The 22750-nt window shown below is 44.9% G+C and carries 20 protein-coding genes and 1 riboswitch; of the genes, 16 read left to right on the top strand and 4 right to left on the bottom strand.

Annotated elements, in window-relative coordinates; translation table 11 throughout:
- Positions 1-13 precede the first annotated feature (13 nt).
- The 5 genes from BLR65_RS16905 to BLR65_RS16885 all read left to right on the top strand — a co-directional run bounded on the left by BLR65_RS16905 (position 14) and on the right by BLR65_RS16885 (position 7091).
- Positions 14-1348: a nucleobase:cation symporter-2 family protein gene (locus tag BLR65_RS16905; RefSeq protein WP_093795362.1), complete on the top strand. Its 1335-nt coding sequence runs from the start codon at positions 14-16 to the stop codon at positions 1346-1348.
- Positions 1349-1620: 272 nt separating this feature from the next.
- Positions 1621-3018: a dihydropyrimidinase gene (gene hydA, locus BLR65_RS16900; RefSeq protein WP_093795361.1), complete on the top strand. Its 1398-nt coding sequence runs from the start codon at positions 1621-1623 to the stop codon at positions 3016-3018.
- A gap of 80 nt (positions 3019-3098) precedes the next feature.
- Positions 3099-4151, top strand: coding sequence for an XdhC family aldehyde oxidoreductase maturation factor (locus BLR65_RS16895; protein WP_093795360.1), 1053 nt, complete (start codon positions 3099-3101; stop codon positions 4149-4151).
- Between the two features lie 10 nt (positions 4152-4161).
- A riboswitch (purine riboswitch) is annotated at positions 4162-4263 on the top strand.
- A gap of 70 nt (positions 4264-4333) precedes the next feature.
- Positions 4334-5683: an NCS2 family permease gene (locus BLR65_RS16890; RefSeq protein WP_093795359.1), complete on the top strand. Its 1350-nt coding sequence runs from the start codon at positions 4334-4336 to the stop codon at positions 5681-5683.
- A 118-nt stretch (positions 5684-5801) separates the two neighbouring features.
- Positions 5802-7091, top strand: coding sequence for an amidohydrolase family protein (locus tag BLR65_RS16885; protein WP_093795358.1), 1290 nt, complete (start codon positions 5802-5804; stop codon positions 7089-7091).
- Positions 7092-7214: 123 nt separating this feature from the next.
- Here BLR65_RS16885 and BLR65_RS16880 read toward each other — a convergent pair whose 3' ends face one another.
- Positions 7215-8402 carry a pyridoxal phosphate-dependent aminotransferase gene (locus BLR65_RS16880; RefSeq protein WP_093795357.1) on the bottom strand — a complete coding sequence of 396 codons (1188 nt, stop codon included), beginning with the start codon at positions 8400-8402 and terminating at the stop codon, positions 7215-7217.
- A gap of 308 nt (positions 8403-8710) precedes the next feature.
- On the opposite strand from BLR65_RS16880, the gene BLR65_RS16875 reads away from it, so the two are divergent.
- A complete protein-coding gene (locus BLR65_RS16875; RefSeq protein ID WP_245692856.1) occupies positions 8711-9853 on the top strand; it encodes an HD-GYP domain-containing protein in 1143 nt (380 codons plus the stop codon).
- 104 nt (positions 9854-9957) lie between these two features.
- The gene (locus tag BLR65_RS16870) at positions 9958-11994 is read left to right on the top strand and encodes a FapA family protein (RefSeq protein ID WP_093795356.1); all 2037 of its coding nucleotides are present in this window, start codon (positions 9958-9960) and stop codon (positions 11992-11994) included.
- Position 11995: 1 nt separating this feature from the next.
- Here BLR65_RS16870 and BLR65_RS16865 read toward each other — a convergent pair whose 3' ends face one another.
- A complete protein-coding gene (locus BLR65_RS16865; RefSeq protein WP_093795355.1) occupies positions 11996-12349 on the bottom strand; it encodes a peptidoglycan-binding domain-containing protein in 354 nt (117 codons plus the stop codon).
- A 262-nt stretch (positions 12350-12611) separates the two neighbouring features.
- Here BLR65_RS16865 and BLR65_RS16860 point away from each other — a divergent pair, with 262 nt between their 5' ends.
- The 3 genes from BLR65_RS16860 (at position 12612) to BLR65_RS16850 (ending at position 15019) form a co-directional block, all read left to right on the top strand.
- The gene (locus BLR65_RS16860; RefSeq protein WP_093795354.1) at positions 12612-13670 is read left to right on the top strand and encodes a hypothetical protein; all 1059 of its coding nucleotides are present in this window, start codon (positions 12612-12614) and stop codon (positions 13668-13670) included.
- Positions 13671-13819: 149 nt separating this feature from the next.
- Positions 13820-14689, top strand: coding sequence for a DUF6612 family protein (locus tag BLR65_RS16855; protein ID WP_218130644.1), 870 nt, complete (start codon positions 13820-13822; stop codon positions 14687-14689).
- Positions 14690-14731: 42 nt separating this feature from the next.
- Positions 14732-15019: a DUF1294 domain-containing protein gene (locus BLR65_RS16850; protein ID WP_093795352.1), complete on the top strand. Its 288-nt coding sequence runs from the start codon at positions 14732-14734 to the stop codon at positions 15017-15019.
- Positions 15020-15147: 128 nt separating this feature from the next.
- Here the strand turns inward: BLR65_RS16850 and BLR65_RS16845 are convergent, their stop codons facing one another.
- Positions 15148-15453 carry a zinc-ribbon domain containing protein gene (locus tag BLR65_RS16845; RefSeq protein WP_093795351.1) on the bottom strand — a complete coding sequence of 102 codons (306 nt, stop codon included), beginning with the start codon at positions 15451-15453 and terminating at the stop codon, positions 15148-15150.
- Positions 15454-15694: 241 nt separating this feature from the next.
- Here BLR65_RS16845 and BLR65_RS16840 point away from each other — a divergent pair, with 241 nt between their 5' ends.
- Positions 15695-16282, top strand: coding sequence for an N-acetylmuramoyl-L-alanine amidase family protein (locus tag BLR65_RS16840; RefSeq protein ID WP_093795350.1), 588 nt, complete (start codon positions 15695-15697; stop codon positions 16280-16282).
- Between the two features lie 100 nt (positions 16283-16382).
- Here BLR65_RS16840 and BLR65_RS16835 read toward each other — a convergent pair whose 3' ends face one another.
- Positions 16383-16805, bottom strand: coding sequence for a PaaI family thioesterase (locus tag BLR65_RS16835; protein WP_093795349.1), 423 nt, complete (start codon positions 16803-16805; stop codon positions 16383-16385).
- Between the two features lie 297 nt (positions 16806-17102).
- Between BLR65_RS16835 and BLR65_RS16830 the strand changes: the two genes are divergently transcribed.
- From BLR65_RS16830 to BLR65_RS16810, 5 genes are all read left to right on the top strand, one after another.
- Positions 17103-19085 (top strand): sigma-54-dependent Fis family transcriptional regulator, encoded by a 1983-nt coding sequence (locus BLR65_RS16830; protein ID WP_093795348.1) that lies wholly within the window; start codon positions 17103-17105, stop codon positions 19083-19085.
- A 272-nt stretch (positions 19086-19357) separates the two neighbouring features.
- The gene (locus BLR65_RS16825; protein WP_093795347.1) at positions 19358-19720 is read left to right on the top strand and encodes a Lin0512 family protein; all 363 of its coding nucleotides are present in this window, start codon (positions 19358-19360) and stop codon (positions 19718-19720) included.
- A gap of 56 nt (positions 19721-19776) precedes the next feature.
- Complete coding sequence (locus BLR65_RS16820; RefSeq protein ID WP_093795346.1) at positions 19777-20733, top strand: thiamine pyrophosphate-dependent dehydrogenase E1 component subunit alpha; 957 nt, start codon at positions 19777-19779, stop codon at positions 20731-20733.
- 22 nt (positions 20734-20755) lie between these two features.
- Positions 20756-21724: an alpha-ketoacid dehydrogenase subunit beta gene (locus BLR65_RS16815; protein ID WP_093795345.1), complete on the top strand. Its 969-nt coding sequence runs from the start codon at positions 20756-20758 to the stop codon at positions 21722-21724.
- A 26-nt stretch (positions 21725-21750) separates the two neighbouring features.
- Positions 21751-22749, top strand: coding sequence for an ATP-NAD kinase family protein (locus BLR65_RS16810; RefSeq protein ID WP_093795344.1), 999 nt, complete (start codon positions 21751-21753; stop codon positions 22747-22749).
- Position 22750: the final 1 nt, after the last annotated feature.

The following is a 22750-nucleotide window of genomic DNA, read 5'->3' as shown; positions in this document are numbered from 1 at the left end:
GAGGTGATAGTAAATGACAGAGAATACGCGTCATCCGGTGGATGAAATGCTACCCCTGGGACAGTTGTTTGTGTATGGTTTGCAGCATGTTTTGGCGATGTATGCCGGTGCGGTTGCCGTTCCGCTGATTATTGCCAATGCCATCGGCCTAACCAGGGAACAATTGATTTTTTTGATTAACGCCGATTTGTTTACCTGCGGCATCGCTACATTGATTCAGACGTTGGGCTTTGGCAATATGGGCATTCGGATCCCCCTGATCCAGGGTGTTACTTTTGCCGCCGTTACACCCATGATTATTATTGGCAAAACCAACGGCATGACGGCCATTTACGGAGCCATCATTATTGCCGGGCTGGTAACATACTTGGCAGCTCCTTATTTCAGCAAGCTGATTCGATTTTTTCCACCGGTTGTTACCGGCAGCATTATCACCATTATTGGCGTAACTTTGATGCCGGTCGCTGTTATGTGGGCGGCAGGCGGTAATCCGACTGCCAAGGATTTTGCCAGTCCCGAATATATTGCTCTGGCGTTTGTCGTTCTGATACTGGTGCTGTTTTTTTATAAGTGCTTTACCGGCTTTTGGAGTAATATTGCCGTGCTGTTGGGACTGATCAGCGGCACAATCATTGCAATTCCTTTGGGAATGGTTAATTTCAGCCAGGTAGGCACTGCCGGCTGGATTGGTATTACTACACCTTTCTGGTTTGGTTTCCCGACTTTTGATATTGCTTCTATTGTTGCGATGGTGCTGGTTATGCTTGTTGTTATGACAGAAACAACCGGGGACTGTATTGCTATCGGTGAAATTATCGAAAAACCGATTCATAAAGAGGACTTGGCCAGAGGGTTGCGGGCCGATGGCTTTTCCACCGTTCTGGGCGGTATTTTAAATAGTTTCCCCTATACGGCTTTTGCTCAAAATGTAGGCCTGGTAGGCTTGACCAGGGTAAGAAGCCGCTTTGTGGTGGCTGCCGCCGGCGTTATTTTAATTGTTCTGGGGTTGATTCCCAAACTGGCGGCGGTGATTGCGGCTATACCTCATCCGGTATTAGGCGGGGCGGGCATTGTTATGTTTGGCATGGTAGCTGCCAGCGGCATTAAGACCCTGTCCAAAGTCAGCTTTGAAGGAACCCATAATATTTTGGTGGTTGGGGTTAGCATCGGTATTGGTATGATTACCTTAGCCGTACCGAACTTTTATCATGGCTTTCCCAACTGGCTGCAGGTTATTTTGCATAGCGGTATTACCGCCGGCAGCTTGGCTGCGATTCTCTTAAATCTGTTGTTAAACGGTAAAGCGGCAACACAGGACGTAACAGAGAAAAAAGATGTCGCCATGTAAGGTATATATTCCGCATTAAAGAAATTTGCAGGCACAGGCGGGTGATGTATTGACAACGCTCCACCACTGGCGTTTGACTTCCGCTTTTGCCAATACACCACCCGCCTGCAAAATTCTTTAGCACGTTGTATATAGTTTATCTATTTTACCCGTTATCCGGCAGGATTTAGAATAAATTGCGGGAATTTGTGGTTATTATGAATATAGGGCCGAAACTTCCGGATAAAAAGGGAGGTTAAGGTATTGGTTTGCACACGACAGGGGGTGCTTTTATGGGAATTGTTGTGCGTGGCGGGACGATAGTGACAGAAAATAATTGCTATCAGGCCGATGTTCGTATTCAGGGGGAGACAATTGCTGCCGTTGGTGACGGAGTCATGCAGAGCGGCGATACCGTGCTTATGGCCGACGGTTGTTATATTTTCCCGGGTGGGATTGATGCCCATACTCATTTTGACTTGCCGGTTGGCAGTATGGCAACAGCCGATGATTTTTTAAGTGGCACCCGGGCGGCCATTCTTGGCGGTACGACGACAATTATTGATTATGCCACCCAGTTTAGCGGTGAATCCCTGCAGCAAGGGCTGGCAAACTGGCATCGGCGGGCCGAAGGCAAATGTTATTGTGACTATGGCTTTCATATGGCAATTACCGACTGGAATGAGAACGTTGCCGGCGAAATCCCCTGGCTCAGCCGGGAAGCCGGCGTATCCTCGGTAAAGCTATATATGGCCTATAAACACATCATGCAGGTTGACGACAGCGCCTTATTTCAAGTGTTGGAGCGCAGCCGGGACAATGGAATGCTAACCTGCGTTCACTGCGAAAATGGCGATATTATTGATAATTTGATCAGGCAGTTTCGCCGTCAGGGTAAAATGGCGCCGGCTTATCATTACCTAACCCGGCCGCCGCGGGTTGAACAGGAAGCGGTTAACAGGCTGGCGGCACTGGCTGAGGTTACGGGTGCTCCCGTGCTGGTTGTCCATTTAAGCTGCCGGGAAGCTTTGGAGACGGTAGCTCAGGCCAAGGCCCGGGGCGTCCGGATATGGGCTGAAACCTGTCCGCAATACCTGGTGCTGGATGACAGTGTGTATCAGGACACTACATTTAATTGTGCAAAATACGTGATGTCGCCCCCGCTGCGGGCCAGGGAACACCAGGAGTATTTGTGGAACGGCTTGAAAACCGATATTTTGGATACGGTTGCCACCGACCATTGCTCCTTTAACTATCATGGACAAAAAGAAACGGGGTGTGACGATTTTAGTAAGATACCTAATGGTGCTCCCGGCGTAGAGCATCGGTTAGGACTTTTATATACCTACGGTGTTAAGACCAGGAAGATTAGTCTTACCCAATTTGTTGACAAAGTAGCAACCCAGCCGGCAAAATTGTTTGGGCTCTTCCCCAAAAAAGGGACGATAGCGCCAGGCAGCGATGCCGATTTGGTGATTTGGGATGAGCGGCGGCAGGTTACTCTTGGTGCCGTAAGTCATGCTCATAATGTAGATTATAGTGCTTATGAAGGCATGGAGCAGCAGGGACAGGCTATTCACGTTTTTCTCAGAGGCCGGCACGTCGTAAGAGACGGAAAGCTGTGTACAGCATCCCCTCAAGGACAGTTTGTCCGGCGTAAGCCCTTCTGTATGAAGGCGTATAGTGAATAGCTGCTATTTTGGCAGAGGATGATTTTCCCAGCAGCACACTATATGCAGCGATGAAATTGCCCAAAACTGGGGGGAGATAGGTGAAAAATCTTTATCAAAGCGTAGTTCAATTACTTGCAGCAGGGGAAAGCATTGTTCTGGCTACTATCTTTCAAAGTTCCGGATCAGCGCCGCGTTCAGCCGGTGCCAAAATGATTATCCGTGCCGATGGTTCCATTATGGGAACCATCGGCGGGGGACGCGTGGAAGCGGACACAATGGAACTTGCCAAAAAAGTTTGGACAAATCGCCAATCGTTGATATACGCCTTTGATTTGACAAACTCGGATGCTGCCGGAACCGGCATGATCTGTGGCGGGTCAGGAAAAATTCTACTTGATTATCTTGATGCGGCAGATGTTGGTAACCGGCAGGTTTATGAAGCCATTGCTGCTGCCATTCGTAAGGCGGAAAAGGCTTGGCTGGTTACCGAAATAGCCTATGAGGGTGAGAAAAAGCTGCGCAGACAGCAATGTTTGGTTATGAGGGATGGCGCCGTCATTGGTAATTTTCAGTGTGAACCGGCGTTTATGGAAAAACTGTCTGCCGGTCCTGCCAAAATTTCTATTCATGCTGAAACTAAAGGTAATAGAAGCTTTATTGTTGAGCCTATCCGGCCTACCGGTGTGGTGTACTTGTTTGGAGCAGGTCATGTTTCGCAGCAAATCGCCAGACTGACAGACATGGTAGGCTTTATCACGGTGGTTATTGACGACCGGGCGGCTTTTGCCAATCGAGAAAGGTTTCCCCAGGCGGAAGTAGTTGTTGTTGATAATTTTGCCTGTATGCCGAAATTAGCGGTAACCCAGGACAGCTATCTTGTTATTGTGACCAGAGGGCATCTTGCCGATCTTATTGTATTAGAGCAGGCGTTGCAGACAGACGCTGCCTATATTGGTATGATCGGCAGCAAAAGAAAAAGAGATTTGGTATTTAAAACATTACAGGAAAAGGGGGTAAGTCCTGACAATATAGCGCGGGTTCATTCACCGATTGGTCTTGCTATTCAGGCCGAAACCCCGGAAGAAATTGCAGTAAGCATTGTCGCCGAATTAATTAAAGCCAGAGCGGCACGGGAAAATGGAAAATTTTAAATAAGTGTTTCATCAAGATTCGCAATATTCTTGTATATCGTTGACAATAGGGGTCAACTGTTTCTACCAGGTTGCCGTAAATAACCTGACTATAAGAATAGGCTCTCTTTGCGCCTATTTTTATAGTCAGGTTTTTTTAGTTCTAACAGAATGTAAAAAATACCTAAAAGGAGAGTGCTGTAATGTTAGAAGCAGAGATTCAAAAAAATTATTGTGAAGAAGGATTTTTAGACCGGTATTTCAAATTATCCCAAAGAAAGACCAATCTGCGGACAGAAGTTATGGCAGGCTTAACTACCTTTATTGCCATGTCGTATTTGATTTTTGTCATTCCCGGTCAGTTTTTAATTGCAGCCGGAATACCACCGGCAAGCGCTACGGCGGCGACCATTATTTCCACGGCGATAGCAACGTTGCTTATGGGGATCTATGCTAATTTACCTATTGCTATGGGTTCAGGTTTGGGACTTGGTGCTGTTTTTACTTTTATTATGGTTGGCAGTATGGGCTTAAGCTGGCAAACTGCCTTAGGTGCGGTGTTTATTTCGGGAGTTCTGTTTTTTATTTTGGCGATTACTAATATAACAAAGGCCGTGATCGAAGCGATTCCGGCGCTTTTAAAATCAGCTATTGGCGTAGGTCTGGGGTTGTTTATCGCCTTCATTGGCTTTAAAGGTGCAGGCATAATCGTATCCGCATCGGGTACGATTGTAACGTTAGGCAGTTTAAAGCAGCCCAATGTGATATTAGCTATAATTGGGCTAGTTATAACCAGTTTGCTTTTGGCCAAAAATATAAAAGGTGCTTTCTTACTGGGAATTTTGTCTACAACTGTTATTGGTATGTTTATGGGAGTTACGAAGGTGCCGGCAACTATGAGTGACATAATTGCTTTCGTTCCACCCATGCCGGTTGCTACTATTGGCCAACTGGATGTTGTAGCTGCAGTCGGCTATGGTCTGGTGTCTATTATTTTTACCATTACCATTGTTGATTTATTTGATAATATCGGCACTTTAATTGCGGTTTCCGGCAAGGCGGGGTTGCTTGATGAAAATAATAATTTGCCGGATATTAACAAAGCATTGCTGGCCGGCTCTGCGGCCACAATGATTGGCGGTTTTTTTGGTTCCTGTACAGTTACTTCTTATTTAGAAAGTGCGGTTGGTGTTGCTGAAGGCGGTAAAACCGGATTAACCTCAGTTACGACAGGCATGTTATTCTTAGCAACTTTATTTCTAACGCCATTGGCTGGTTTGGTTCCCGGAGCGGCCACAGCGCCTGTTCTCATTATTTTAGGCGCTTTAATGATCAGCGAGATTGTGCATCTTGATTTTACTGATTTTACTAACGGCCTGCCGGCGTTTTTAACAATTATTTTAATGCCGTTAACCTGTAGTATTGTGGAAGGGATGGCGTTCGGTTTCATTGCGTTTACGCTGCTCAAAATGGTTGCCGGCAGGACAAAGGAAATACATCCTTTAATGTATGTTTTATCAATTGTATTTGCCATTCATCTCTATATGAAATAACTATATATTCCGCATTAAAGAAGTTTGCAGGCCAACACACCACCCGCCTGCAAAACTCGCACGTTGTATGTAGCAAATGGCAATTGTCTGAACTGTATGCTATGGAGGGGATCGGATTATGGAAAATCACTTAAAAATCATAAAAGGAAATATGGTATTTGCCCCAAGCTTTGGACAGCTGGAAACTTTAGCAAATAGCTATGTGATTATTGAAGGGAAAAAGATTAAGGGGACCTATCGCGAACTGCCGGCGCAATACAACAATCTGGCTATAACAGATTATGGGGACGCCTTAATTATTCCCGGATTTGTCGATTTGCATTTTCATGCACCGCAGTTTGCCAACAGGGGGCTGGGGCTTGATCTGGAATTGCTGCCCTGGCTGGAACAGTACACTTTCCCGGAAGAAGCAAAATTCAAAGATAATGCTTATGCAGCAGAAATTTATAAACAGGTGGTAACTGAGCTCTGGAAGTGGGGGACAACCCGCGTGGCCCTGTTTGGCACGATTCATAAAGAAGCAACAGCCCATTTAATGGAGATGCTTGCCCTGGCCGGTCTTGGCGGCTATGTCGGTAAAGTCAATATGGACAGGAATTCTTCTGACAGTTTACTGGAGACAACAGAGCAGTCACTTGCCGATACGGAGGATTTTATAAAAAATACAATTGACAGGTATGGACTGGTGAAGCCAATTATAACGCCGAGGTTTGTACCTAGCTGCACAGGGGATTTAATGAGCGGTTTAGCAAGGCTTGCCGGCAAGTATAATTTGCCCGTCCAATCGCATTTATCGGAAAATACCGGAGAAATTGCCTGGGTAAAAGAACTGCACCCTGATTGCCTAAATTATGCGAACGTGTATCAGAAATTCGGCCTGTTTGGGCAACAGCCCACAATTATGGCTCATTGTATCTATAATGATGCTGCGGAAATTGAGTTAATGGCAAAAAACAAAGTGACGGTTGCCCACTGTCCTTACTCAAACAATAACTTAGCCAGCGGGATAGCGCCTGTCAGGAAACTGATTGATTTGGGAGTGGCCGTAGGTTTGGGATCTGACATAGCCGGCGGGCATGAAATATCTATTGCCAAAGTCATGGCGGCTGCCGTACAAGTTTCTAAATTGAAATGGCTGGCAAGCGATAAAAAAGCTCCCTTTTTTACTATTCCGGAAGTCTTTTTTATGGCAACAAAAGGGGGAGGAAGTTTCTTTGGCAAGGTTGGCAGTTTTGAAGAAGGCTATGAATTTGATGCGTTAGTGATTGACGATACCGGTCTGAATGTTTCAACCATCAACAGATATTCACTGGCAGAACGGTTGAGCCGGTTTATTTATATTGGTGATTATCACAATATTGTTGCCAGATATGTAGCCGGCAAAAAAATGGAACAGCCTCAGTTCTAGGATATCCCAACAATAAGATTAACCATGTGCAGAAGTGATCGGCGAGCAAATAAAAGAAGAACTCCGAAAATCACCATTATCGTGATTCGGAGTTCTTTTGTGTCACAATTGCCGGTTGTCGATTTATTTTTGCCTAAACTCGCCGGCCAATTTTTCGAAGGCCGGAATGGAGTTCTTAATGGTTGCAAAATCAACGCAATACGCAATCCGGACGAAGCCCGGGCAGCCGAATCCGCTGCCGGGGACTAGTAAAAGATTGTACTTCAACGCCCGCTTGGTAAACTCAATATCATCGGGAATAAAGGTTTTAGGGAAAAGATAGAAGGCTCCCTGCGGTTTGACACAGGAGTAGCCAAGTTCAATCAGGTGGTTATACAAATAGTCCCGTCTTCGCTTATATTCATCCGTATTGACAGCAGCATCCAGTGCATCGCCGACAATTTTTTGAAACAATGCGGGAGCGTTGACGAACCCAAGTGTACGATGGGAAAAAATTAAACCGTTTATCAATAATTCAGCATTTTCAATGGCCGGATTTACGGCGATATAGCCAATCCGCTCGCCAGGAATAGCCAGTGATTTGCTATAGGAATTTACGATTACGGAATGTTTGAAGATCTTTAATATATTGGGAATTTTGGCATTGTCGTAGACAATTTTGCTGTAGGGTTCATCTGATATGACAAGAATTTTTGAACTAAACTGTTTTTCTTTGCTTTCTAACAGCGTGGCTAGCTGGCGTAATTTTTCTTCACTGTAGATTACGCCTGTCGGATTGTTGGGCGAGTTTATAATGATGGCCTTGCATTTTGCGGTGATGCTTTGTTCAAGGGTTTCCAAAGACGGTTCAAAAGTAGTTACATCTGTTGGGACAGTGACAGGTTTTCCACCATGATTCTCAATATAAAACAGATACTCAACGAAAAATGGCGCAAGCACGACAACTTCATCGTCCGGATTTAAAATGGCTTTTAAGACAACATTTAGTCCACCGGCTGCTCCGGAAGTCATAATGATGTTATTCGACGTTAAGGATAAGTTGCCCTCTTCATTCATTTTTTTGGCAATCTTCTCTCTTACATCCGGATAGCCGGCGTTGCTCATATAACGATGAAGGCCCAAGTCGTTGCCGCAGGCATATTTTTTTAGGGCGCCTTTTACTTCTGTAGGTGGTTCATAATCCGGGTTGCCCAGGCTAAAGTCATATACGTTATCGGCTCCGTAACGTTTTCGCAGTTTTTCTCCCTCTTCAAACATAGCCCGTATCCAGGACGATTTAGCAAGTTTGCTAGAAATATTTTGTGAAAGCATAGTTCCTCCTAACCGTTTTCCCGTAAAGCGGGATGATTTATGTATAATACGAGTCCAAAACTTATTTTAGAGAGAATACTCTCATAATAAAAAGTTTACAACAAGCTGACGCAAAAAATCAACAGAAAAGTGGTTGCTGGGGAAGCTACAGGCGGATGCTGGTTAGGCCGGCAAAAGTGATTATTTAAGCCGCAGTAAATAAAAACATGAGTTTTTGCCAATATTGTCCTTATTTCATTAAGTATTTTGCGTTATTTTCGATATATATAATAGAATAACAACATATTTATGTAAGAGGGGGGGGTTCTATGCAGCGCATATCGTTAGAGGAAATAAAGCCGGGTATGTATTTATCAAAACCGCTCCTGACAGCCGATGGCGCCGTTTTACTCCATGAAGGCATAGAAATAAAGGACCGATACATTAAGTATCTTCTTCATAAAGGGATTACGTCCTTGTATATTGGAGAGCCCGAAATCGAGGGTACTGTTTTGGAGGCGGAAGAGGACACCTATGATTCCCAACAAGGGCAGGAAACTGTAACGGCTGCGCGGGAGGTCATTAATCAGTTTCGTGTTGGGAAGGGTATACAACTGGACAGGGTGAAAAATATTGTCAGCGGCTTCATCAGTCAATTAACTCAAAAACCCGAAAATATGATTCATTTGCTGGATATACGCCGCAAAGAAGAATATATGTTTTCTCATGCGATAAATACGTGCATTTTATCCGTTATGACCGGGCTTGCGCAAGGATATGATGCAAAGCAGTTATATGAGGTAGGCTTGGCCGCTTTATTGCATGACGTAGGGAAAATTCGATTTTCCTGCAATTTAACGCAGCAATATCCTAAATATTTATCAACCAACAGCAGGGAAGAATATAAACAACATCCCTTTTATTCGCTGGAAATATTGAAAAAAAATCAAGCCATATCCATTGATGTTGTAAATGCCTGCTTCCAGCATCATGAGCGTTGGAATGGCAGCGGCTATCCCATGGGACTTGCAGGGGATACCATTTCTGAATATGCACAGATTGTTAGCATTGCCGATGTCTATGATCGGCTGATTGCAGGAATGCCGCATCGCCGGCCGACTCCTGTTTATTATGCGGCCGCGATACTCAACAAAGCGGCGGGCGAGTACTTTAATCCGGCTCTTGTAGAAAAATTTAACCAGAATGTAGCCATTTATCCTATGGGGAAAACAGTACGGCTCAATAACCGGCAGAGCGGCTTGATTCTTGGTGTTGGCGTAAAAAGCGTAAACACGCCTGTCGTTCGCATTATTGCCAGTGAAGATGGCAGCCAAGTCAACCAGCTTGTAGAACTTGATCTTGTAAAGAATCCGGGACTTTTTATTGTGGATTTTGAAGAGATTTATGCCGGCCATATTCAAGCATACGCTGATTATGTACCTGCTTTTAATCCCAAAGCAATGTCTGTTTAACTGGTGACTTTGTAATAGTAAAACCACGATTTCCTTATCTTATTCGAAGGAAAATCGTGGTTTTTAATAGTTGTCAATTAATTATTGATTTGGTGGTGAGTTTCATGGAAGAAACACTTCCCGTTAAGCAGGCCGGCCATTACCAAATTACTGCAAATGATGTTGGTGTTTATCTTAGTGTGTGGGCGCCTGGCAAAGGAGGATGGCCTGTAGCAAAAGCAGTAATTATTCAGGAGTTAACCGAACGGAATTTTACTAACTTTGACAGTGAATTTATTTCTCAAATAATTCGGGAAGCCACAGGGACGCCGGTGCTTATTGTCAATACTCAGCCGAGGGTGGCTGGCCGGTATGAAATCAGCGCCAATGATACTGGCGTGTATCTAACTGTATGGGCTCCCGGCAATGGCGGGTGGCCTGTAGCAAAGACGACAATTATCAAAGACTTAACCGACCGAAACGTTACTGATTTTGACAGCAATTTTATTTCCAAGGTAATCAGAGAAGCCACAGGCACGCCGGTACTTATCGTTAATGCCCAGCCGAGGATAGCTGGCCGGTATGAAATCAGTGCCAATGATACCGGCGTATATCTTAGCGTATGGGCGCCTGGAATTGGCGGCTGGCCTGTATTAAAGGCGACAATTATCAAAGACTTAATGAATCGCAATTGTACTAACTTTGAGAGTGACTTTATATCTCAGGTAATCAGAGAGGCCATTGGCTCACCGGTACTTATCATTAATAATTCGCAGGCAGCGGCTTTGCCGCCAAAAAATAAATATATCAAAGTCAAGGTTGGCTTTGAGCGGCTGGAAGCAAGGGTAAGTATTACTATTCCTGCAGACAGGCCTACCGCTACTCGCTCGGATATTTTAGAGGAATTGAATGCTGCTGGGGTTGTTCATGGCATTGATGAACAAGCTATTGCCATGCTTACAAAAACCAATTCCATCGCCAATGTTGTTTGCGCACGCGGTATTCCGCCTTGCAGGGGTGAGGACGCTTATCTGAAATACGCGATTGATCCTGACAGCCAAGGGCGTCCGGTTGAACTGGCGGACGGCCGGGTTGACTTTAAAGAAACCAATCACTTTCTTTGTGTGGAGGAAGGCCAGTTACTCGTTGAAAAGGTTCCGGCAACACCTGGTATCCCCGGGACAGATGTATACGGCTTGCCACTTCCGCCAAAACCTGGCAAGGATATCAGAATGCCTACCGGCAAGAATGTTATTAATGTTGAGGACTGGCGCCTTTATGCGGCTATTCCTGGTCACTTGTCGGTTTTCTTGGACAAGCGTATTAATGTTATACCCATAATTGTAATTGACGGAGATATTGACTATTCAACCGGAAATATCGATTTTAAAGGGAGCGTCATTGTGCGAGGTTCCGTGCAACAAGATTTTTCTATAAAAGCTGGTGGTAATGTCGAAGTAGCCGGTACAATTTCCGGGGGGATGGTAGAGGCTAACAACATCATTGTTCACAAGGGAATTCAGGGAATGAGGCGCAGCATTATTAAAGCCCGCGAGCGTCTTGTGGCCAATTTTGTTGAGAATGCCACAGTGTACGCTGACACAGATATTATTGTTAATGACTTCATTTTGAATAGTGCAGTATATGCAGGTTCACGAGTGATTGTCGAAGGGGGGCGGGGACTTATTCGCGGTGGTTGCGTATCGGCCGGTGAATTAGTGACCGCCAGGATTATTGGGAATCAATCCGGTGTTATTACCGAAATTGATGTAGCGGCAAATACATTGCTTAAGGATGAACTGCTTAAGTTTCGCCAGGAAATTAAAAAGGCGGAAGCTACTTATAGTGAATTGGAGCAAGCACTGGCCTATTTTCATGCGCAGGGTATTGAGCAGCTTTCGAGTGAAAAAAGGGAAAGGTACGAAAAATACAAGGCAGAGTGCGAGGCCTTGCCTGACCAGATGGAAGAATTGAGACAACACGTTGAAAATATGGAAAGTATCCTTAAAATTGCCAAACCTGGCAGAGTCCGTGTTTGTGGCTGCATGTATCCTGGCACAAAAGTTGCTATTGGGTCACTAACCAAGGTGGTCAATGATCCAGTACAGTTTGTCGCTCTTTATGTATTGGATGGCGAAATAAAATGTAGTTCACTTCGATAATCTATATTTTACGATATCGCTGGGGTTTACTTTTAGCTTCACGGGCTAGTATATTAGCTAGCTTTTGATCATAATTGCCGGTTTGTTTTAACTTGAATTTTGCCTGTGCCCGGGAAATTGCCTCTTTGGTGGAATGATCCAAAATGCCGGTCATCGAGCCTGGATAAAATCCGGTATCGGCTAACAGTTGCTGCAACTGCATTACTTTTGGATTGCCCGCACGTTGAGAAAGGGATTGCTGGCTGCCAGGTGCTTTGGCTGTGGTTTTTGCTCCGGCCGCTTCTAGGGGCATACAGAGCATAAATAAACTAATGGCAAGAAAAAAAACACTCCATGCGGCTCTTCTTTTATGCATGCGCCGTACCTCCCACTGGTTTTACCGCACGTTTTGAGGCGGCCTCATTGATTTTCTATGAGCATTGTAACATAATGAGGAGAAGTTAGAATAGCCTTAAAAGTACATTTTTTATGAATTATAATATTTGAAGTTGAAAGTTAGCTAAATTTAAAGGAATTTGACATTTAATGGCGAATCTGAAAACGGTTAAGACGTTTGTCTACATGTGTCCTAAAAGACTTGGCACAAGCCCAGTCTTATTTTTATGGGGAGGAAATGAATGAAACCGATAACGTGGATAGTGTATCTTATACTGTTAGTTGTGAATCTGGGCAGTGAGGCGACTGCAGCCGATGGACCTAGCGGCTTGGACATAGAAAATCTCCCGGAGTGGCCGGCAATAAGCCAATCTAACGGTGGTAAACTTTTGTTCTCCGATAGTCCGGAAATGGTAAATCATGATGGAATTTTATATCAAGATAAGATCGCTGGCAGTGCGCGTCTCTTTTTTTACCATGTAAATGATACCAATGATGTAAAAAAGATGTCTGTATTATTGGAGAACAGGGAAAATAAACCAGCGCATGTTGCGGTTAGGCAAGCCGTATTGGGGGGACCGGGATATTCCTGGTTTGAAGTAGGAAAAGAAACACAGCGGGCTTACTTTGCTGAGAAAAATACATACACGGTCAATGTTCCTCCAGGAGGCACCATACCTTTATCGGCAAATATAGAAAAAGCCATTATGATGCCGAATATGCTGATTAACGGTATTTACGATTTTACGGTGGATGGCCCGATTACTGTTAAAGTGATAATGCTGCCTGTAAATGAAAATAGTATTACGTTTTCCCAAAGATTGGCGGTACTGCCGGCTGACCGCTGGCATTTGCGGGGTACTTTTGCCGGAGCAAACCGCATTGTTTCGCCAATTGAGCCATATGATCCGGTTCATGATGGCGCTATTGGCTTAACCCTGGCTGATAATGCGATTGATTCTTATTTAAAAGGAATTGATGCTACTGACGGGTCAGAAGTCGTTAATTATGGCAATTATGGCGTTGTCTACCAGGTTTTACTCCCATCAAAAAAAGGCGGCAGAATTTCTTACTACTTGGCGCCAATGGGAGGCGAGTTTGCCGGTGCCATAAAAATAAACCACCCGGAGGTATATTGGAGTCCGTTGCCGATACCACGCGATAAGCTGTACTTTGGTGACAGTAAAAAGAAAGATTTTGCTTTTTTAGGTACTTTTGAAGGTGGAGACCCATTATCACTGACTTTCAGTCCGCCGGGAGCATCGAATTTGCCGGTAAGGATTATCGCTTTACCCCAGTAACTACAGAAAATGTCAAATAACAAAAGCCACTGAAGAGTGGCTTTTGTATTATAGGTGAAAGTTAATTTAATTTAAAGGAAATTTTCGTTTATGGTAGAAAAAGGATCAGATAGGGCAATACCGAGATCAAGATCATAGAAAAGGAAGGAATGAATAACATGCTTAGGATGAAGTATTGGGCGATGATGATACCTGTCTTGCTGATTACAATATGGTCCTCAATCTGTGGTGCCGCTCCCGCAGTACCGGCAGAAATTACGGACTATAAAACATTTGTGACCCAAGCCTATGAAAAATTACACGCACAAGATAACTATCATATGACAATCAACACAACCGGTTCTATGTCGATACAAGGCAACAAAATGGATATTATGGTGAGCGGCGAATGTGATGCGCAAACCAAGCCAATGGTAATCAAAAATGTGATGAATATTTCACTGGCCAATGCTTCGCAAAAAAATGAACAAAAGGTTATACAATATATCGAAGAATCGAAGGATCAGCTTACTGTTTACACAAATGCTGATAATCATTGGATAAAGCAAAGCATGCCCTATTATAACCCGATTGATGAATATGCAAACTACTCTCAGGCTATTATCGGCGTGGAACTCATCGGCGAAACAGCGGGATCCCAAGTTTTCTCCGTTACCATGGATGGAAGTTATTTAAGGAAAAATATTGAACAGGCGATTGTCTCCTCCGGCATGAAAAATATTAAATTACCGGAAAGTTTATTTAACGGTTTGGGGAATTTTACGTATACGGTGACAATTGATAAAAAAACCGCAACCATTTCTAAAATGGATATGGATATGTCAGGCTTTCTGGCCGCAGTTGGTGAAAATATTGCAAACTTGCAGGAAATTCCTTCCGGACAAAAAGCAGCTATCAGGGAAATGTTTAATCAAGCTAGGTTAAATACCACTGTTACTTTTTCTAAATTTAACCAGGTAGATAAAATTGTTATTCCCCCGGAAGTGAAGCGGGATAGTCTGCCTACCAAATATATTTAGCAAATATAAGATTATGAAATTTTTTTAAAGGTAAAGTATTTTATGGTAGTTGATTTTATTCATAAGGCTTTGAATATAGAGCTTGCGTTATATTTTTGCTGGAATTTGATTGCGTTTGTTACAGTTTGGGCTGACAAGTGCTTTGCCCGCATCCAAGCTCGAAGAATTCGCGAGAGAACATTTTTTTTAATAGCCTTGCTATTTGGTGCGGCAGGTGTACTTATCGGCATGTATGTTCATCGTCATAAGACCCTGCATCAAAATTTCGTCATCGGGATTCCTATACTATTTTTTATTAATATTTTCTGTTTATACATGTTGTGGAAATAAGAAGTGGGAAATTCCTATATTTGTGAACCTAATAGCGGAAAGGCTAAGTTTACCCGGTCGGAGTAAACTTAGCCTTTCCCTGCTTAATAAAAAGAAAACTCCCTTGCCTAGGCAAAGGAGTTAAAATCTTAATAACGTTTACCGTTTTGTTGAGTAAAGCAATCTCGGCAGTAAACAGGACGATCATTGCTGGGACGGAACGGTACTTGGGTTTGGCAACCGCAAGCAGCGCAAGTTACATCATACATTTCGCGCTGTTGATAATTGTTGCGGCCAAATCCGCCACGGTTTTGTTGTTTGCGGGCAGCGCGGCATGCCGGACAGCGTCCAGGTTCGTTGGTGAATCCCTTTTCTGCAAAGAAATCCTGTTCAGAAGCTGAGAATACGAATTCAGCGCCACAATCGCGGCATGTTAAAGTTTTGTCTTCGGCCATTATATATGACCTCCTCATAAAGATTACCCTGACTTAGCTTTAGAAGATTTACTCATTGGGCTTCTCTAAATGAGAAGGACTAATGGAAAATTCCTCGGGCCTATACGGGCAAATTAAGTATACTATCATATCTAAAAAAAGTAAAGTAATTTAATCTATTAATTTCTAATTATCTTATTGTCATTTAACGTTATACTGTTTTGAGAATATATTATAGTAAAGTAGAAGGGAGGGAATAGCAGTGGCCAAGGTATGTTTAGATCCCGGGCACGCTGGCGGAGATATTGATCCGGGAGCAGTGAATGCCAAAACCGGGTTGCAGGAGGCGGCAGTAAATTTAGCAGTTGCCAGCCAGGTAAAAAAATATCTTGAGGCCGTTGGCTATGAGGTATTAATGACCAGAACAAAGGCTGAACAGGCAGAAACCGACAGTCTGGCGTATCGCTGTGAACTAGCAAATCATTGGGGGGCCGAAGTGGTAGTTTCTATTCATTGCAATTCGGCTGCCAGTGGGAAAGCTAACGGCACAGAAATTTATACAACATTAGGCGAAACAGCAGGTGATCAGTTGGCTACTTGTATTATTAACCAGGTGACAGATACGTTTCCCGACATCAAGCTCAGGGCTGACTGGGACGACGGGGATCCGGACAAGGAAGAGAATTTTTATGTATTGCGCTATACGGATGCGCCGGCCGTGCTTTTGGAAATGGCCTTTATTTCCAATTCCGCAGAAGCCAAGAAATTGGCAGATTCTAATTGGCAAAAAGAAATGTCCCGGGCAATCGCCAGAGGAATCAGCGATTATTATGCCGAATTAAGCAGTTAAATCAGAACTAGTAAAAGCCCTTGGTATTAACCAGGGCTTTTTTTCTACATTATCAGCAAGTATAACCCTTCTGATAATAAGTAAGAACGATACCCCCACATTATTCAAGAGAAATTTTACCTGTTACAAAAAAAGTAGCTCTGGCGGCAACAACCAGTTGCTGGAGATTGTTAAAAATTTCTGTCTCGGCAACCATGGTTCTACTGCCATTATGAATAAGCGTTCCTACGGCGGTAAGAGCCTCCCGGCAGGGAACGTCCCGAATATAATTCAAATTCATATCAAGGGTAACTACCTTTTTACCGGTAGTGATACAGGCCATTCCCATAGAAGTATCGGCAAGGGAAGCCAGGGCGCCGCCATGGGCCGAATTATAGAAATTGGTGTACTGGTTTTGTACAGGCATTGACAGTATGGCTTTGCCGGCCGATACTTCAATAATCTTCATCTGCAGTAAGTTGACAAATGGATTAGCTTCGTAGATTTTATGCAACTGAGTTTTTAACAGCGAAAGATCTGTCATAATTTGCCTCCCCAAGTGGTAATGACTTTATTGTATCATAAGTGTAGTTTTACTTAAAACTTTTGTTTATTTTTTGCAAGGAATAATAGTTTATTAATAACATCTCAAATGCCGTTAGGTTACTTTTCTTATACTGTCAAATTTAGATATAAATCCTGTATGCCAATAAAAAAATATTGCAGGAATTTAAAAACATTTTTCGAAATCTTTAAAATATATTTATCCGGGTAAGAGTTTGTGGAGGGAAGACCTGTGTACGCCAATAACAAAAAGTAAGTAGCAGGTAGGTGGATTAAAATGGCCAGAGATAAGCGGACAAACAAGCCTGGTAAAGCTGGAACCTGGAAGGAGTTTATCAGTAATGGTAAAATAAACGATCAAGTCATTTTGCCGCAAATTGCAGACTCATGGATGAGATGTTCCCAACTTGCTCTTAATCCAGAAGATGGCTGTGCGCAAAATATTTTGGAGCGTGCCGACATTCGTATACTGTTGGAAAAAAACCAGGATATTATTAACATTGCGAAACCCTTTATGGCCAATCTCTATCAGTTTTTTTACAATTCAGGATTTATTGTTGTATTAGCTGATGTCCATGGGTATGTTATGGAGTGCTTCGGCGATCGGAGTTCACTGACCAGCGCCCGGAAAATCCACTTTGTACCCGGGGCAAGCTGGCGGGAAGGTGATGTGGGTACCAACGCGATTGCTGTGGGTTTGATGACCGGCAAGCCAGTGCAGGTTTCGGGAGCGGAGCATTATTGTCGCAAGCATCATTGGTGGACTTGTTCGGCTGCACCGATTTTTAACTCTGAGGGGGAAATCGTGGCATTTCTTGATGTATCCGGCCCCGCGCAGGCGGCTTATTCGCATACCTTAGGCATGGTCGTCGCCGCGGCAGATGCCGTTACCACGCAGCTTGGCATGCAACAGAAAAATTATGAGTTGTCGCTGCTGAATAAACGGTTGTCCGGAATATTTAATGCGGTATCGGACGGGGTTATCTTATTTGACCGGTTTGGCAAAGTAAAAGAATATAATCAAAATGTGCAAAAGATACTGGGTAAAAGCAGTAAAATTTTTAATGGAATTCCCATTCAGACAATTTTTAAGAATAACAGCCAACTGATCCACCGGCTGCTGGATAGAAAAAATTCTTATACCGATATAGAGTTTCAGTTTGACGACCATACCGGCGCCAAGCATTGTATTTTATCCGGTGAAACGATTGTTGACAAACAGGGAGATGTAAATGGCGGAATCATTATTTTGCGGCCTGTCGAACCGGTTTATGCGTTGCCAAGCAGGCTGAGCGGTCATTATACAACTTTTCAATTCAATGACATATTAGGCAACAGCGCTGCCATTTCAGAAGCTGTGCGGCAGGCATCAGCCGCTGCAGTTACATCGTCAAATATTATTTTGCAGGGGGAAAGCGGCACTGGCAAAGAAATGTTTGCCCAGGCTATTCATAATAAGAGTTCCCGGCGCAGCGGCCCGTTTGTTGCCCTGAATTGCGGCGCTATTCCCCGGGAATTGGTTGGCAGTGAACTCTTTGGTTATGAGGACGGTGCTTTTACCGGGGCCAAACGCGGCGGTAAGCCCGGAAAGTTTGAATTGGCTTCCGGCGGAACGTTGTTTCTGGATGAAATAGGCGATATGCCTTTAGAACAGCAGGTAGCCTTGCTGCGGGTGCTGCAGGAGAAAATGGTTCCCCGTATCGGTGGCAATAAGGTTATACCTGTTGATGTCCGCATTATCTGTGCGACCAATAAAGACCTGAACCAACTTGTTGCAAGCGGAGCATTCCGGCAAGATTTGTATTACCGGTTAAATGTTTTCAAGATAGACATTCCGCCGCTGCGCGAGCGACAGGGGGATATTGAATTATTGTTCTGTCACTTTGTGGATAAGTTCGGCCAAGAGCAGGGACGCGATTATACAGTTGATGCGACTGTGATAGAGTATTTACGCCAATATTCCTGGCCGGGAAATGTTCGCGAGTTGCATAACATAGCTGAACGAGCCTGTACAATAGCGGAGGCCAATCGTATTTCCCTGGCATGTCTGCCGCCGGAGCTATGTTGCCCTAAGGCAGGCAGATGCCAGGAAACCGCAATGGACAATAAGAAGATTAAAAAACGGATTGAAGAACAGGAATTTGAGAAAATACGGGCATTGCTGGAAGCAGAACGTGGGAATATAAGCCGGGTGGCAAGCCAGTTAGGTATTGCACGAAGTACACTGTATCGCAAGATGAAAAAATATTCGATTTTCTAGTGTTTCAGACTGTTGCATAGTGTAGCGGGTAATACGCTGATGCTACAGGGTGCTACAGGTAACGCTACATAAACCGGTGCAGTTGGATAATAAAACAATTTATTTTTTGAAAAGAACAAGATTTCTGAATACTGACAAAAAAAGGACTGTTGCTCTTAAAAAGAAGAGTGACAGTTCTTTTTTTTATTATTGGCATGAGATTTGCAAAGTAATCAAGGCACAGGGTTATTTATCATACAAGAGCAGAATTTTTAGGAATTGGGGGTGATGGGGTGAACCGCAAACGTTATATTGTCGAACTTGGTATGGGTGCTGATTTACATGGTGGTAATGTTACTAAAGCGGCGCAAAAAGCAGTAAAAGATGCCATGTCGCGCAGTTGCCTGTGCGGACTGTTTGATATTGTCAATATTCGTGATCCCGGCCAGATGCAGGTCGAGGTGAAACTTGGCTGCCCGCAACCGGAAAAAGTTAATATTGATGAGGTCAAACGGGCTGTACCTTTTGGCTCGGTGACAGTCGAAACCGTAGCAGGCGGGATTGATGTAAAAGGCCTGAAACTTCCGGCTCTTGGGGAGGGAGATACGATTGTCGTAGCTGTTGCGGCGCTTACTGTTTATATTGATGTGCCCTAAGTTAAGCGCAAGTGGATCTATAGGCTCAGAGCATAAGAGAAAATGGGGGGAGAATTATGGAACTTACGAAAGAGAAATTGCTTGGCTTTTATGAAACCATGATGACGATCAGAGCATTTGAAAGTAAAGCCGTGGAACTGTTTGCCGACAATCAACTGCCAGGGTTTGTGCATCTGTATCTTGGTGAGGAAGCGGTGGCCACCGGTGTTTGCGGCAGTTTAGACGTTAAGGACTATATCACCAGTACGCACCGCGGTCATGGACACTTAATCGCCAAGGGCGGCAAAGTGGATTTAATGATGGCGGAACTGTTTGGCAAGGCCACCGGTTATTGTAAGGGAAAAGGCGGTTCCATGCATATCGCCGATATTGAACTGGGCATTTTGGGAGCCAATGGGATTGTGGGCGCCGGCCAGCCTATTGCCGCCGGGGCCGCATTTGCCTGCAAGTATAAGCAAACCGATGCGGTTACGGTTTGCTTTTTCGGTGATGGCGCTTCCAACCGGGGGACCTTCCATGAAGCCTTGAATATGGCTTCTATCTGGAAATTACCGCTTATTTTTGTTTGCGAAAATAACATGTACGGTATTTCCAATTGCCAACGGGATCATATGCGGGTAACTGATGTTTCCGACCGTGCCGCCGCTTACGGGATACCCGGGATGACGGTTGACGGCAATGATGTTGTAGCCGTTTATGAAGCGGCGACTGAGGCAGTAAAACGGGCGAGAAAAGGGGACGGACCCAGTCTGATTGAGTGCAAGACCTGGCGCTGGCGCGGACATTTTGAAGGTGACCCCGGTGCCTATAAGGATCCGGCGGAACAGGATGCATGGCTGAAGAAAGATCCGATACCCAGATTTGAGAAAAAACTTATTGAGATCAACTATGCACAGGAGATTGCGGCCATAAAGACAAAGGTTGAGGACAAAATAGCGGCAGCCATTAAGTTTTCCCAAGAAAGTCCGGACCCCAATCCGGAAGATGTTTTGACAGATGTTTACGCAGGTTAACTAATTAGGAGAGGGTGACATAATGATGGAAATGACATATGCCGAGGCTATTCGGGATGGAATGCGTGTTGAACTGAAAAGAGATCCAAACGTATTTATTTGGGGCGAGGACGTGGGAAAATTCGGTGGCTGCTTTGGCGTAACAGGCGGGTTGGTTGCGGAGTTCCCCGGCAGAGTGATCGATACGCCGATTAGCGAGACGGCTATAGTTGGAGCCGCCGTAGGGGCTGCTGCTGCAGGTTTGCGTCCGATTGCCGAAATTATGTTTGTTGATTTTATGGGTGTCTGCATGGATGAGTTGTTTAACCAGGCCGCCAAAATGAGATATATGTTTGGCGGAAAAGCGACAATCCCGATGGTTTTGCGTACACCCTGCGGTGCCGGCATGGGGGCGGCTGCCCAGCATTCGCAGTCCATGGAAGCCTGGTTTACTCATATTCCCGGAATCAAAACCGTCATGCCGTCAACTCCGGCCGATGCCAAAGGCCTGATGGCGGCGGCTGTACGTGATGATAATCCTGTTGTGTATATTGAACATAAACAACTTTTAGGCATTAAAGGGGAAGTTCCGGAAGGCGAATACATGGTGCCGCTTGGTAAAGCCGACATCAAGAAAGAAGGCTCTGACGTTACGATCATAGCCTGGTCCTGGATGGTTCACAAAGCCCTGGCGGCAGCCGAGGCGCTTGCCCGGGAAGGAATCGCCGCCGAAGTACTTGATCCGCGTACCCTGGTTCCGCTTGATACCGAGAGTATCTTACAGTCTGTAGGAAAAACCGGCAAATTGGTCATTGTCCATGAGGCGGTTAAGACAGGCGGCTTTGGCGGAGAAATTGCCGCTTTTGTTGCCGAAGAAGGACTGGATCTATTGGATGGGCCGATTAAACGGGTAGCGATGCCATTTACACCGATTCCTTTTAGTCCGGTATTGGAAAATAGCGTAATTCCCAGTGAAGAAAAGATTATTGCTGCCGTTAAAAGCCTGTTTTAAGTAACGTAGGGTGGTGAGTGGGAAGTATGGGGCATGTTGGTATCATTGCCAACCCGGCTTCGGGTAAAGATATCAGGCGGCTTGTGGCCTACGGGACGGTTGTGGATAATCTGGAAAAAGTCAATATTGTCCGGCGGGTGATTTTAAGTCTGGCCGCAGCGGGAGTCAGAAAGGTAACTTATATGCCGGAGTATTATGGGATTGTTGCCGGTGCGTTGGAAAATATCTGCAGCCGGCACCGGCCGGACATGGAATTTGTCGCGGCGGATATTTGTGTGACAGGGACACAGGTGGACAGTTTTCACGCGGCAGACGCGATGGCCAGCAGCGGGGTGAACTGCATCATTACTCTGGGCGGGGATGGCACTAATCGTCTTGTGGCTAAAGGCTGCCGGGATGTTCCCATTCTTCCTATTTCCACGGGAACTAATAATGTGTTTCCCACATTAGTTGAAGGGACAATTGCCGGCTTGGCGGCAGCCGTGGTTGCCAGGGGACTTGTTGCGACGGCACCGGCGATCAACCCCAGCAAAAAATTGGTGATTTACAAAAATGGTCAGCCGCTTGATAGCGCTATTGTGGATGCCGTTGTTCTGAAAGATACGTTTATTGGCTCCCGCGCAGTTTGGGATGTTGCCAAGATACGGCGTATTTTGGTGACTCGCGGTGAGCCGCATAATATTGGCATATCTTCCATCGTAGGCAACTTCATGCCGGTTACACCCGGAGAGGCCAGAGGGGTTGAGCTTGCAATCGGCGCAGGAAGTTTGCAGATCCGCGCGCCGATTGCCCCCGGGTTGATTGAATGTGTGCCAATCCAAAACGGTAAGTATATCAAGATCGGTGAGGTTATTGAAATAAATGAAGCCTGTGTTATCGCTTTAGACGGTGAACGCGAGGTGGAAGTCCGTCAGGACGAAAAGGTGCAGGTGCAATTGACTTTTGACGGTCCTAAAGTAGTCGATGCCGCTGCTGCCCTCCGGGCGGCGGTTGCACAAGGCTACAGTTGCATTAAAGATAATTGAA

The organism is Sporomusa acidovorans, assembly GCF_900101845.1.
Lineage (GTDB): Bacteria > Bacillota > Negativicutes > Sporomusales > Sporomusaceae > Sporomusa > Sporomusa acidovorans.
The sequence above is the reverse complement of the archived record's forward strand: the minus strand, read 5'-3'. Positions and strand labels throughout refer to the sequence as shown.